We start from the raw sequence: 13,715 nt of genomic DNA, 5'->3' as shown, positions 1-13,715 counted from the left end.
ACAGGACAGCATCATGCAGAAAATACCGGTTTCCGTAGTGGTCATGACGAAGAACGAGGAACGCAATATCGCCAAGTGCCTGAAAGCGCTGGTGGAATTCGACGAGGTGTTCGTCGTGGACTCCGACAGCACCGACGCCACCTGCTCCATGGCCACGGCGCTGGGCGCCCGCGTCTCGAACTTCCAGTGGAACGGCAAGTACCCCAAGAAAAAGCAGTGGTGCCTGGAACAACTGCCGTTCTCGCACCCAGTCGTGCTGTACGTGGACGCCGACGAGGAAATGACGCCCGAGCTGGCTGCCGAAATCCGCGAGGTCCTGCCGCGCTTCGCGGCCGGCGCGGGCGGCGCCTTCGTGCCGTTCGATTACGTGTTCTGCGGCAAGAAGCTGGAACACGGCCACCGCGTCTACAAACTGGCGCTGCTGGCGCGCGACCAGTCCCGGTTCCTGGACTACGACGATCTGGACGTGGCCCACATGTGGGAGGTCGAAGGCCACTACCAGCCGCAGGTCAAGGGCGAGACCTTTGCGCTGCGCCAGCGCATGGTGCACAACGACCACGATTCGCTTTTCCATTATTTCGACAAGCACAACCGCTATTCGGACTGGGAAGCCAACCTGCGCACCAAGGGGCTGATGAACGACCCGCGCGAAGCCAACGTGGGCGCGCGCGCGCTGCTCAAGCGCATCTTCCAGGCCATGCCGTTCAAGGCGCCGATCTCGTTCCTGCATTCCTACGTCTTCCGCCTGGGCTTCCTGGACGGCAAGGCGGGCTACGACTATGCGGTGGCGCGCGCCATGTATTACTGGCAGATCCGCATCAAGACCGAAGAACTCCAGAAGGCGCGCCTGGCGCGTGACGGCGACACGCAGGCCGACACCGTGGCGGGAGCCGCCAAATGAGCACACTTCAGCAACTGGATCGCTTTGCGCTGGCCCCCGGGCAACGCGGCCGCTCCGCGTTGACAGTGCAGCTGTGGTGGATGGTGCAAGGCACGGTGTTCCGATGGTCGCCGCAGGTGGCATACGGTTTTCGTCGCTGGCTGTTGCGCTGCTTCGGCGCGCAGGTCGGCCGCAAGGTGCTGATCCGGCCAACGGCCACGGTGACTTATCCGTGGAAGGTCCAGATCGGCGACTACGCCTGGATCGGCGATGACGCCGTAATCTACAGTCTGGGGCCCATCCATATCGGCGCACATGCCGTGGTGTCGCAACGCAGCTACCTGTGCGCGGCCGACCATGATGCGGGCCAGCCGGATTTCCCTCTGCGCGAACGCGCGGTGCGCGTCGAGGACGGCGCCTGGGTGGCGACCGATGTATTCGTCGGCCCAGGTGTGACGATCGGCCGCGAAGCCGTGGTGGGTGCGCGCAGTTCGGTGTTTCGCAACATGCCGCCCGCGATGGTGTGCCACGGCAATCCGTGCCGGCCTGTCCGCCCCCGCATGCCGACGCCGCCATGAAGATACTGATCTACGGTATCAACTACGCGCCGGAACTGACCGGCATCGGCAAGTACAGTGCCGAACTCGCTGAATGGATGGCTGCGCACGGGCATGAGGTCAGTGTCGTGACTGCACCGCCCTACTACCCGCAATGGCAGGTCCACGACGGCTACCGCGCCGGCCGCTACCGCAAGGAAGAACGTGCCGGGGTCACGGTGCGCCGCGCGCCCCTGTGGGTGCCAACGCGCCCCGGTGGGCTCAAGCGTCTGATTCACCTGGCCAGCTTCGCAGTGTCCAGTCTGCCGTCACTGCTGCGAGCGGCCGCCAGCCGGCCGGACCTCATCCTTGTGGTGGAACCCGCCTTGTTCTGCGCGCCCGCCGCCTGGCTGACCGCCCGCCTGTGCGGCGCCCGCGCGTGGCTGCACATCCAGGACTACGAAGTCGACGCGGCGTTCGAGCTGGGCCTGCTCAAGGGCGCCGGTTTGCGCGCCCTGGTCAAGCGCGCCGAACGGTGGCTGATGCGCCGCTTCGACCGCGTGTCGACGATCTCGCACCGCATGCTGGACCTGGCGCTGGCCAAAGGCGTGGCGCCTGAGCGCGCGGTGCTGCTGCCCAACTGGATCGACGTCAACGCCATCACGCCCCGCGCGGACGGCGGCGACTACCGCGCCGAGCTCGGCATTCCCCAAGACGCAATCGTTGCGCTGTACTCAGGCAACATGGGTGGCAAGCAAGGGCTGCAGACGCTGGCCGACGTAGCCCGTCAGCTTGCCGACGACACGCGGGTCTGGTTCGTATTCTGCGGCCAGGGGCCGGAACGCGCGCCGCTGCAGGCGCGCTGTGACGGCTTGCCGCGCGTCCGGTTCCTGGATCTGCAACCGGCGGCCCGGCTGGGCGCGCTGCTGAACACGGCGGACATCCACCTGTTGCCGCAGCGCGCCGGCGCGGCTGATCTCGTCATGCCGTCCAAGCTGACCGGCATGCTGGCCAGCGGCCGCCCCGTGGTCTGCGGGGCCGCAGCCGGCACGGAACTGGCCGACGTCGTCGCGCATTGCGGATTGCTCACCCCGCCCGAAGATGCCGACGCCATGGCACAGGCCATACGCACGCTAAGCAGCGATGCGCACGCCCGCCAAACCCTGGGCGCGTCGGCACGCCAGTACGCGCTGACCCATCTGCACGTAGATGCGGTGCTGGCCGCGGCCGAACGCGAGTTCGCCGCCGTAGTCGGCGCCAAGGCCAAACCGGCCTCCCTGAAAAGCCGCACACGCGAGAGTGATACGTAGGATGGGTGGAGCGCGAGGGTTGTAGGATGGGTGGAGCGCGAGAGTTCTTAGACAAGGACTCTTGCGTTCAGCGCGCGCAACCCATCACGCAGCGGCTGCGCTGTGGCCGAAGTTGCCAAGAAATCACCGCTGCTTGATGGGTTACGCGCGCTGGGCAGAAACTTTCTTGCCTAAGCACTCTCGCGCTCCACCCATCCTACGGTTTCCCATCAGGTGATTGCGGCGGGAACAACCGCCCCCGCCCCGCTCCCTGTCAATTGCTGTCCGCTTTCCCCTGTGCCAGCGCGCCGCCGCTTCGGACCAATCCCATCTGCACCGCGATATAGGCCGCTTCGGCCTGGTTGCGCGCGTTCAGCTTCCAGTACAGCGTGCGGGCGTGGCTCTTCACTGTGGCGACCGATATGCCAACCTGCTGGCCGATCTCCCGCATTGTCTTGCCCTGCACCAGCAGCTGCAGGATTTCTTCCTGCCGCTGCGTCAGTTCGCGTAGCTCCTGCACTGGCGCGTGGGAGACGGCCTGGGGCCGGCCAGCCGGCTGGGGATAGCACTCGCCACCCGCCATCACCAGGCTGACGGCCGCGGCCAGCGCGTCGGGGCTTGACGCTTTGGGCAGGTATCCCGCAACACCGGTACGCGCGCATACGCCCATGACCGAAGGGTCCAGCACGGAGTAAAGCACCAGAACCAGCCGGGGCATGAAGAAAGCCATCGCCTGGGAGATGAGCCCGATGTCCTGCTCGGCCATGCCGCTGCAACCGACGACCAGTAATTCCACTGGACGGTTGATCGAACTGGACATGTTGAGCAGATGGGCTGGCGAAATAGCCAGGATGTCGTCGGCGTTCCGGACACGTTCCAGTACATGCTGGATAGCGACGCGAAGCAGAGCGTAGTCTTCGATCAGTACGGTTGTCATCCCGGGAGGAACCTTGTGACGCATGGCCCATACACGGTTCCCATCACGCCGGCGCATCAGGCTGCCAAGGCAGGTTTTGGCGGTGCGCCGGCATGACGGGAATCTCGTCCGCGCTATTGGATCGCGATGGCGAGGCGTTGTGATTCGCGCTCTCAACCCATGCTTGCGGACACAACCCATGCTATCAGCGGCTACGTCCGCTGAATCTCGGTCAGGAGGATGATTGGTGGAGGAAAGGCGTGCCGAGCGGCACGCCGGGCCCTGCTATGTATGCCTTAGCCAGGATGGCTATGAGGACCCGGCAGCAACGGAACCTGTGCGTTCCAGGCTGCCGGGCAGGCAGCGCAACCCGCTACTACCCCAGCTTGCGCCCATAGATCTGCCCGGCGTCCGTATCCCTGCCATTGGGATCATGCCATTCCAAGGTCGCGCCACGCTGCAACGCCGCGTATACGGCCTCTCCCTTGTTCTTGACATGCAGACGCTGGTAAAGCGTGCAGGCATGCGTCTTGGCAGTAGCGACCGAAATATTGAGCATCCGGCTGACCGTCTTGATCGGATAGCCCCTGGCCAGCAACACCAGGACTTCGTACTGACGCGGCGTGATCTGAAGCAACTGCGCCCCGGCGCTGACCGGCATCGTGCCCTTTCCGGATGCGTCGTCGGCATCGCGGGAAGGCAAGGCGCAAACCGTAGCCGCAGGCGCCTGCAATGCCTGCTCGCTGGGGAAGCACTGCCCGCCTGCCATGACCAGGCGTATCGCGGCTTCCAGGATTTCGACCGAAGCGGTCTTCATCAGGCAACCGTACACGCTTGCGCCAGGCAGGCCTTGAACCGGCATCGGCAAGGGCATCACGTCCGTCAGAAGCAGAATCCGCTTCGGGGTGAGCACACGCTGGATCTCGTGCAATGCGCTCCATGCCTCGTCGGTATCTACCGGCAACCCGTAGATCAGAAGATCGGCGCCAGCGTGCGCGCCGTCGGCCTTGGACAAATCTGCCAGGCCCATCCCCTCGATTTCCCACACATCATCCAACTTGCTAAGTATCTGCCACAACCCCAACCGCAATAGCGGATGAGCTTCAATCAGGACCATCTTGGCCATGGTGTCCTCCCGGTTTTTCGACGGGCCTAGAAGGGATCTTCGCTGTGCTGAAGACTATTTTTTTTCCAACCCTGCGGTGGGTGGTCCGCACCATCCCGGAATATCTAATGAAGCTGGACCGGGGCGTTTGGGCTGGGCAACTTTGGTAGCCAACATAACGGATGGCATGAACCCATCTTATGGTTCGAAACTGCCAAAATCAAGACGTTTCAGGGCGATATAATCCGATAAAAACAGAAATCATTCGTTAGCCTTAATCACTCTCGTAAATAGGGATGAGATACCTGTCTCCCCCTTTTTACCGCTAGGGTTTTCACCAAGAATCCATGGTCTTCCCAGGAGATGCCCTGCGATCCTCACCCTGCGCAAGCGCAATGGGGACGGGGATGAGGGGGTGGAAGCGTTCGAAAAAAAGCCGCAGCGGGGCACGCCCCCGCCGCGGCAAGAAAGTCCGATTTTGGATCAAAAGCCTATCTATATGTTTCCACGGACACACCCTGCCCGTGCAGGCATCTTGCAATCGAAATATGGGTAACATTTTTATTTTTGTGCCGGAGACGTCATTTACTCCATATAGGCGAAGTCAAATACAGTATGACCCCCTTGGTGGTGCCAATGGTGCATCGAAGCATGACGCTTCCTCAAAAAGCTCGCGTAGTGGATTTCGCCGTCCGTTTCGACGTAGGTGGTCGGCGAGAGCTCCTCGATCCGGTTCAGCGAGACGCCCTTGCCGTAGTGGCAGAAGCCCTGGTACTGAGCGCATCGGATCACGTCTCCGCTAGGCGAGACAACGATTCCGGCGTTACGAGCCCGCATCGGGTTGCGCACGATAGGGTTGCACGCGTGCGGCGTCCAGACGGTGGATCGCGGCGAATCCGAAAAAAACGCGAAAAGCTCGTCACAGTGGCTTTGCCCGTCTGTTCGATCAATATTCGTTAATAACCACCAGTATTCTCCGTGTTTAAAAATAATAGTATCCACGGCGGATATATTGGTCATCAGCGTGACATCAAGCTCCCATTTAAGCGGAAACTCCGTGCACTTCCATAATTCAATACTGCGGTTTCCGCACGTTTCCGGCACCATGTACGTCACGCCGTCGTGTTCGAATATATATGGAAACGACAGGTGATAAGGCAGGTTCAGGGCGGTGCCAAGCAGCCGGAAAGCCCCGTCGGAGTAGGTCGCGACCGAAATTGTCCCCTTGCGGGAAGTGAAGTCGTAATCCTCGAAAAAAATATATGGTTTCTTGTCGTGGGTATATACAAAGGGGTCCGCGAAAAAACGCCCCTTCGGGGGTTGCAACACCTTCGCCTCGGATATCACCGCCTGTTGCCGCGATGACGGAAACATGCCGATCCGCCATCGGACATTACGTTTCATGATGCGGCGCACAATCAAATCCGATATTAACCAGGCCTGACGCGCGATATATGCCGCACTGTCCCACTCCGCCGGATCCGGCCGGCGCGGCCCGCTCATGATCTGCATTTCAGGCGCCGCCAAAGCCTGCCTGGCGCGGGCCAGCGCCTGCAGGGCGTCGTAGACCATGAAATTTCCCAGGCTGAACGCACGAGCCTGATTTTTCAACCAGAACACTTCCGTGTTGAAACTGCGCTGGTCCAGCAGCTCATCCTGATCCGCTTGCGGACCGACACGCCAGAGTTTCACCGTGGTGTGATCCTCGCGTTGATAAACCTCCCAAAAACCGGCATATCGACTGGTCGACACCGCGATATCCGAATAGCTCAGTTGCCAGACGCCCAGCCGCGCCCACCCCATCATCTGGGCCCGTGTGGCCAGCGACGCACCCAGCGTGATCACCAGGTCCAGACCCAGCGCGGCCACGACGTCCTCGCCCGGCGCGCCCTTATCCGGTTCCCGCGGCATCAGCGGCAAGACCGGCACGCCGGCCGGCATGCTCTGCCGCATGTCGCGGCAATTGGCCAGCATCTGGCGCTGCTTGACCGGCAGCAGCCGGGCTTCGAAGCGCGACAGCGTGCCGAACAGCGCCTTCATGCCCAATCGCGGCGCCTTGCCCATGCCTTCGGGGGATATCACCAACAAGGCGGACATGTCGAAGTCCTGACTGTGGATCAACCACTCCGCCATCTCATGCATCCAGCCGGGTTGCTCATACCCGTCAACCAGCAGTCCCACTCGGTAGGTCTTCATTTGTCCTGCTCCTGTGTCAGGGCGCACGGGTAGCCGCAGCGGTCTGGCAAACGGGCCCGCGTCACGTATCGCCGGTGCAATGCGTTCAAGTCCTCGCGCTGATACTGCGGCGTTTTGGGCGCGTGTTCCAGACCACATTCATCCTAGGTCGGCCGCCCGAGGGCAAACGCCTCACCCCCCTGCCTACGGTCGATGTTCGGGTCGTCCGACTGCGCGAGCCGCCTCATCCATCTGGTCTATCTGGCCCAGTGCCCTAATACCTGAAGGGTTCATGGCGACCGGTACTTCAGTACCTGAAAGGTTCAGATCAACCGGTGCAGGATCGCCATTACGGGTAAACCCTATTGGGGATAGCCGAGGCTCGCTTCTCGGACTTCGCTACCGCATAATGTTTTTAAACGAACGTTTGAATTCAACCTTATGCAAGAAATCAGAACCCCCAACACCCGCGAATCCATCCTGGACACAGCCGAAGCGCTGTTTGCGCAACAAGGCCATGACGGAACATCGATGCGACAGATCACCGGCGCGGCCGGCGTCAATCTGGCATCGGTGAACTATCACTTCGGCTCCAAGGAGTCACTCGTGCAGGCGGTGCTCAAACGGCGCCTGGAGGTCCTCAATCGCGAGCGTCTGCGCCTGTTGGATGAACTGGAGTCGCAATCCGGCGGCAAACCCTTGAAGCCGTCGCTCATCGTGGACGCCTTCTTCGGCACGCTGCTGCGGCTGGCCGCCGATCCCGCGCAGGCGGGCAGCACCTTCCTGCCGCTGCTTGAACGCACCATGACCGACCCGTCCGACTTCATTCGCGCGCTGTTCGCCGAGGAATACGCCGACGTGCTCGAGCGCTACCGCAATGCCCTGTTCGCTGCGCTGCCCGACGTGCCCAAGGCCGAAATCGTGTGGCGCTTCCAGTTCATGCTTGGCGCCACGTCGTACGCCATCATCGGCACGGACCTGCTGCGGTCCGTCACGGGATGGACGCTGGACGAAGCCGAACAACCCGACAACCCCGACTTGCTGCTGCCCCGGCTGATGAGCTTCCTGCTGGGCGGGCTGCGCGCACCGCTGCCGCCCGTGGCCGGCACATAGCGGGCCCCGCGGACCGGCAGCCAGAACAGAACCCATACGGAGACAAAGAAATGAACGCAGTCCTCATCGCGCTGGTCGTCATCGCGCTCCTTGCTGCCGTCGTGCTGGGCGTGCGCCCCATCCGGCGGGCGCTGCTGTCCGCGCCGATCTTCAACCTGTACCGGAAAGTGCTGCCGCAGATGTCAGACACTGAGCGCGATGCGCTGGAGGCCGGCACCGTGTGGTGGGAAGGCGAACTGTTCCGCGGCCGGCCCGACTGGAGCCGCCTGCTGGCCTACCCGCGTCCGCGCCTGACCGACGAAGAGCAGCACTTCCTGGACAACCAGGCAGAGCAAGCCTGCCGCATGGTCAATGACTGGAGCGTCACGCAAGAACGCTACGACCTGCCCGCCGATGTCTGGACCTACCTGAAGTCCCAGGGTTTCCTGGGCATGATCATCCCCAAGGAATATGGCGGCCTGGCCTTCTCGGCCTACGCCCATTCCGAAATCGTCACCAAACTGTCCACGCGCTCGTCCGCGCTGGCCGTATCGGTCATGGTGCCCAATTCCCTCGGCCCCGCCGAACTGCTGCTGCACTACGGCACCGACGAACAGAAGAACCACTACCTGCCCCGCCTGGCGCGGGGCGAAGAAGTGCCTGCCTTCGCGCTGACCAGCCCCTGGGCCGGTTCCGACGCCGCAGCCATCCCCGATAGCGGCATCGTGTGCAAGGGCGAATGGCAGGGCCGCGAAGTGGTCGGCATGCGCGTCACCTGGGACAAGCGCTATATCACGCTGGCGCCCGTCTGCACCTTGCTGGGCCTGGCGTTCCGCCTGTATGACCCCGAGGGCCTCCTGGGCGGCAAGAAGGACCTGGGGATCACTTGCGCGCTGGTGCCGCACGACCATCCTGGCGTAGACACCGGCCGGCGCCACTTCCCGCTGAATGCGATGTTCATGAACGGGCCCACCCGCGGCACCGATGTCTTCATGCCGCTGGACTTCATCATCGGCGGCCCGGCCATGGCGGGCCAGGGCTGGCGCATGCTGATGGAATGCCTGGCGGCGGGCCGTTCGATTTCGCTGCCCTCCTCCAACACCGGGATGTCCAAGCTGACGGCCCGCGCCGTGGGCGGCTATGCGCGCGTGCGCAGCCAGTTCCGCATGCCGGTAGGCAAGTTCGAAGGCGTCGAAGAAGCGCTGGCGCGCATCGGCGGCCATACCTACATGATGGATGCGGCGCGCAGCATGACCGCAGGCGCCGTGGACCTGGGCGAAAAGCCCTCGGTCGTCTCGGCGATCGTGAAATACCACGTGACCGAGCGCGCGCGCCAGGTCGTCAACGACGGCATGGACGTGATCGGCGGCAAGGGCATCTGCCTGGGCCCCAACAACTTCCTGGGCCGGGCGTATCAGCAGATCCCCATTGGCATCACCGTCGAAGGCGCCAACATCCTGACGCGCAGCCTGATCATCTTCGGCCAGGGCGCGATCCGATGCCACCCCTATGTGCTGGCCGAAATGCAGGCTGCCCAATCGCCTGACAGGAAGCAAGGCCTGACCGATTTCGACCGCGCGTTCTGGGGCCATGTCGGCTTTGTCGCCCGCAACAAGCTGCGCGCGCTGGGCACGGCACTGACCGGGGCCCGCTACGTCAGCGTGAACGCCGACGTAGCGCCGGACATGTTGCGGTACTACAAGCTGCTTAGCCGCTATTCCGCCGCCTTCGCCTTGTTGGCCGATACCTCGATGCTGGTGCTGGGCGGCAGCCTGAAGCGCCGCGAACGCCTGTCGGCGCGGCTGGGCGACGTGCTGTCCCAGATGTACCTGATCAGCGCCACGCTCAAGCGCTTCGAAGACGAAGGCCGCCAGGCCGCCGACGCGCCACTTGCGCACTGGTCGATCCAGGACGCGCTGTTCAAGCTGCAGGAAGCGTTCGACGGCGTGCTCGCCAACTACCCCAACCGCTTCGTGGCCTGGAGCCTGGCCCGCATCATCTTCCCGTGGGGCCGCACGCAGTCGCCCCCCTCCGATCAGCTTGGCCAGGACGTGGCGCGCCTGCTGATCAACCCCAGCGCCACGCGCGACCGGCTGACGGCGGGCTGCCACCTGCCCGCCACAGCCGAAGAACCCGTGGGCGCCATCGAACAGGCGCTGGCTGCCACGCTGGAGGCCGAACCCATCGAAGCCAAGATCCGCGAACTGGAAAAACGCGGCGCGCTGGAAGGCAACCCGCAGGCCAACGTACGCGACATCGCGGATGCCGCCTTTGCGGCCGGCGGCATAACCGCCGAAGAATATGCGGTGGTGAAACGCCGCAACAGCTTGCGCGATACCGTCGTGAAAGTGGATGATTTCCCCTTCGACCTCGGCGCGTCGGGTGCAACCAGGCCCGCCGCCGAGCTCAAGGTCGCCTAAGGGAGGGAACGGATGGCATTCAAACCGGTTTACGTCGTCGACGGCGCCCGCACGCCCTTCCTGAAAGCGCGCACCGGGCCCGGCCCCTTCTCCGCCGGCGACCTGGCCGTGCAGGCGGGCCGCGGCCTGCTGCTGCGCCAGCCCTTCGCGCCCACGGAATTCGACGAGGTCATCGTGGGCTGCGCCGCCCCTTCGCCCGATGAAGTGAATATCGGCCGCGTCATCGCGCTGCGCCTGGGCTGCGGCAACAAGGTGCCCGGCTGGACGGTGATGCGCAATTGCGCCTCGGGCATGCAGGCATTGGATTCCGGCATCGCCAACATCCAGTCCGGCCGCTCGGAACTGGTGCTGGCAGGGGGCACGGATGCGCTCTCGCGCGCCCCGCTGTTGTTCTCGGACGACATGGTGCGCTGGTTGGCCGGCTGGTACGCGGCCCGCGGCGTCGGCGCCAAACTGGCCACCTTGCGTCGCTTCAGGCTGAAGAACCTGGCCCCCGTCATCGGCCTGTTGAAAGGCCTGACGGATCCCGTCGTGGGTCTGTCGATGGGCCAGACCGCCGAAAACGTCGCCACCCGCTTCGGCATCGATCGCGCGGCCATGGACGCCTATTCGGCCGGTAGCCATCAACGCGCACTGGCTGCACGCGCAGCCGGCGTCATGACCGAGATCACGCCGCTCATCGATACCCAAGGCAAGCTGTATCACGATGACGACGGCGTGCGCGAAGACTCCACGCCCGAAAAGCTTGCCAAGCTCAAGCCCGTCTTCGACAAGCCCTGGGGCAACATCACCGCCGGCAACAGCTCGCAAGTGACCGACGGCGCCGCGATGCTGGTGCTGGCTTCCGAAGCGGCCGTCGCCAAATGGAACCTGCGCCCCCTGGGCCGCATCGTCGACAGCCAGTGGGCAGGCCTGGATCCGGCACAGATGGGCCTGGGGCCCGTGCATGCAGCCACCCCCATCCTGCAACGCCACGGCCTGGGCTTGAATGACCTGGATTTGTGGGAGATCAACGAGGCCTTCGCCGCCCAGGTGCTAGGCTGCCTGGCGGCATGGCGCGACGACGCCTATTGCCAAGCGCACTTCGGTACGCCAGCATGGGGGTCGCTTGACCCCGCCAAGCTCAACGTGGACGGCGGCGCCATCGCGATCGGGCATCCGGTGGGCGCCTCCGGCGCCCGCATCGTCCTGCATCTGCTTGACGCCCTGAAGCGCCGCGGCGCCAAACGCGGCATGGCGGCCATCTGCATCGGCGGCGGCCAAGGCGGCGCCATGCTGGTTGAAACCCTGGACGAGGACCGCCCATGACGACGTTGGACTCGCTTTCCCACTGGCGCCTGGAGCGCGACGCCGACGGCGTGGCGTGGCTGACGTTCGACCGGGCGGGCAGTGCCGTCAACGCCCTGTCGGCCGACACCATGGCCGAACTTGCCCAGGTGCTGGACGCGCTGGACGCCGCGCCGCCCAAGGGCTTGATCATCCAATCCGGCAAGGCCACCGGCTTCATCGTGGGCGCGGATGTCAATGAATTCGCCAGCCTGGACACGCCCGAACAGGGCCGCGCGCTGGTGGCCCGCGGCTGGAACCTGTTCAAGCGCCTGGCCGCCGTGCGCTATCCCACGCTGGCGCTGATCCAGGGTCACTGCCTCGGTGGCGGACTGGAACTGGCGCTGGCCTGCCGGTACCGGCTGGTGGCTGACCAGCCCGGCACGTCGCTGGCGCTGCCCGAAGTCATGCTGGGCATCTTCCCGGGCTGGGGCGGCATGTTGCGCCTGCCGCAAGTCATCGGCGCGCCCGCCGCGCTGGACATGATGCTGACCGGCCGTGGCGCCGATGCGCGCCGCGCCGCCGCGCTGGGCCTGGCCGACGCCCGCGTGCCGCCCCGCCTGCTGCGGGCGGCTGCCCGCCAGACGGTGCTGTCGAACAAGCCGCCGCGCCGTGCGCGCGGCCTGGGCGGGCTGGCCAACCACTGGCCGCTCAAATCCATCGTGGCCAACCGGGCCCGCAAGCAGATCGCCGCCAAGGATCCCCTGGGCCACTACCCCGCCGCGCCCGCCATCGTGACGCTGTGGGAAAAGCATGGCGGCAACGCCCTGCTGGCGCCCGAGCTGATCGACGGCATCATCGCGTCGGACACCGCCCGCAATCTGCTGCGCGTATTCCGCCTGCAGGAACGCCTGAAGGCCAATGGCAAGCAAACGGGCGTCACGCCCGCGCGCCACGTCCACGTGGTGGGCGCCGGCGTCATGGGCGGCGACATCGCCGCCTGGTGCGCGTTCAAGGGCTTGACGGTCACGTTGCAAGACCAGGACATGTCACGCATCGCCCCGGCCATCCAGCGCGCAGCCACGCTGTACGCGCGCCGCCTGAAAGACCCGCGCCTGGCGCGCGCGGCGTTCGACCGGTTGATCCCCGACCCGGCGGGCAACGGCGTGCCGCTGGCCGATATCGTCATCGAAGCGATCAGCGAACAACCCGAAGCCAAGCGTTCGCTGTACCGGTCGCTGGAGCCCCGCATGAAGCCGGGCGCGCTGCTGGCCACCAACACCTCCAGCCTGTCGCTTGAAACCCTGCGCGCCGGTTTGGCGCGCCCCAAGCAACTGATCGGCATCCACTTCTTCAACCCGGTGGCCAAGATGCCCCTGGTCGAAGTGGTGCATGCCGAGGACGACGCCAGCGACGCGCTCACGCGTGCCTGCGCCTTTGTCGGCCAGATCGACAAGCTGGCGCTGCCCGTCAAGAGCGCGCCCGGCTTCCTCGTCAACGCCGTGCTGGCGCCGTACATGCTGCAGGCCATGCGCAGCGTGGACGACGGCGTCGCGCCGGAAACCGTGGACGCCGCCATGGTGGCGTTCGGCATGCCGATGGGACCGCTGGAATTGGCCGACACCGTAGGCCTGGACATCGCGCGTGCGGCGGGCGAGGAACTGGCCGGCGGCGCCGAGCCGCCGCGCTGCCTGGCCGAACGGCTGGCGCGCGGCGACCTGGGCAAGAAAAGCGGCAAGGGCTTCTACACCTGGCGCGATGGCAAACCGGTCAAGCAAGGCGGTGCCAGCCCGGCCACTGCACCGGCGGGCCTGGCGCACCGTCTGATCCAACCGCTGATCGACGCTACCCGGCAACGCGTGGAAGCGGGCGTCGTGGCCGACGCCGACCTGGCCGACGCGGGCGTGATTTTCGGAACGGGGTTCGCGCCATTCACGGGCGGACCCCTGCATTACCAAGGCAGCAACCCGAAGCACCGCAGTGAAACGGCTCACGCCGATTAGACCGGCCCGACAAGCAGACCGGCAGTGCAATAG

At 64.8% G+C, this 13,715-nt stretch carries 10 protein-coding genes; 7 read left to right on the top strand and 3 right to left on the bottom strand.

The features are described from left to right. Positions 1 to 13 precede the first annotated feature (13 nt). Genes AC3WMU_RS00610 through AC3WMU_RS00600 form a run of 3 tightly spaced genes read left to right on the top strand, consistent with a single transcriptional unit; the run spans position 14 to position 2,726 of the window. Positions 14 to 901: a glycosyltransferase family 2 protein gene (locus AC3WMU_RS00610; RefSeq protein WP_035213460.1), complete on the top strand. Its 888-nt coding sequence runs from the start codon at positions 14 to 16 to the stop codon at positions 899 to 901. Continuing rightward, positions 898 to 1,458, top strand: coding sequence for a putative colanic acid biosynthesis acetyltransferase (locus AC3WMU_RS00605; protein ID WP_006225559.1), 561 nt, complete (start codon positions 898 to 900; stop codon positions 1,456 to 1,458). The genes AC3WMU_RS00610 and AC3WMU_RS00605 overlap by 4 nt, the downstream gene beginning before the upstream one ends. Continuing rightward, positions 1,455 to 2,726 carry a glycosyltransferase WbuB gene (locus AC3WMU_RS00600; RefSeq protein WP_454677420.1) on the top strand — a complete coding sequence of 424 codons (1,272 nt, stop codon included), beginning with the start codon at positions 1,455 to 1,457 and terminating at the stop codon, positions 2,724 to 2,726. Before AC3WMU_RS00605 ends, AC3WMU_RS00600 begins: the two co-directional genes overlap by 4 nt. Positions 2,727 to 2,979: 253 nt before the next feature. On the opposite strand, the gene AC3WMU_RS00595 is transcribed toward AC3WMU_RS00600, so the two are convergent. The 3 genes from AC3WMU_RS00595 to AC3WMU_RS00585 all read right to left on the bottom strand — a co-directional run bounded on the left by AC3WMU_RS00595 (position 2,980) and on the right by AC3WMU_RS00585 (position 6,922). Next, positions 2,980 to 3,642, bottom strand: coding sequence for a response regulator transcription factor (locus AC3WMU_RS00595; RefSeq protein ID WP_006225556.1), 663 nt, complete (start codon positions 3,640 to 3,642; stop codon positions 2,980 to 2,982). 355 nt (positions 3,643 to 3,997) lie between these two features. Further along, positions 3,998 to 4,747 carry a response regulator transcription factor gene (locus tag AC3WMU_RS00590; RefSeq protein WP_006225555.1) on the bottom strand — a complete coding sequence of 250 codons (750 nt, stop codon included), beginning with the start codon at positions 4,745 to 4,747 and terminating at the stop codon, positions 3,998 to 4,000. Between the two features lie 564 nt (positions 4,748 to 5,311). Continuing rightward, positions 5,312 to 6,922 (bottom strand): glucosamine inositolphosphorylceramide transferase family protein, encoded by a 1,611-nt coding sequence (locus AC3WMU_RS00585; protein ID WP_454677421.1) that lies wholly within the window; start codon positions 6,920 to 6,922, stop codon positions 5,312 to 5,314. Between the two features lie 420 nt (positions 6,923 to 7,342). Between AC3WMU_RS00585 and AC3WMU_RS00580 the strand changes: the two genes are divergently transcribed. From AC3WMU_RS00580 to AC3WMU_RS00565, 4 genes are read left to right on the top strand one after another with little or no spacing between them, the layout of a single operon-like run. Then, positions 7,343 to 8,014, top strand: coding sequence for a TetR/AcrR family transcriptional regulator (locus tag AC3WMU_RS00580; RefSeq protein ID WP_006225553.1), 672 nt, complete (start codon positions 7,343 to 7,345; stop codon positions 8,012 to 8,014). Between the two features lie 50 nt (positions 8,015 to 8,064). Then, positions 8,065 to 10,413: an acyl-CoA dehydrogenase gene (locus AC3WMU_RS00575; protein WP_006225552.1), complete on the top strand. Its 2,349-nt coding sequence runs from the start codon at positions 8,065 to 8,067 to the stop codon at positions 10,411 to 10,413. Positions 10,414 to 10,425: 12 nt separating this feature from the next. Further along, the gene (locus AC3WMU_RS00570) at positions 10,426 to 11,721 is read left to right on the top strand and encodes an acetyl-CoA C-acetyltransferase (protein ID WP_454677422.1); all 1,296 of its coding nucleotides are present in this window, start codon (positions 10,426 to 10,428) and stop codon (positions 11,719 to 11,721) included. After that, positions 11,718 to 13,682, top strand: a complete 1,965-nt coding sequence (locus AC3WMU_RS00565; protein WP_454677423.1) for a 3-hydroxyacyl-CoA dehydrogenase NAD-binding domain-containing protein — start codon at positions 11,718 to 11,720, stop codon at positions 13,680 to 13,682. Before AC3WMU_RS00570 ends, AC3WMU_RS00565 begins: the two co-directional genes overlap by 4 nt. Positions 13,683 to 13,715 lie beyond the last annotated feature (33 nt).

The organism is Achromobacter sp. FW305-C-13 (assembly GCF_058783475.1).
This window is presented reverse-complemented; position numbering and strand designations above follow the sequence as displayed.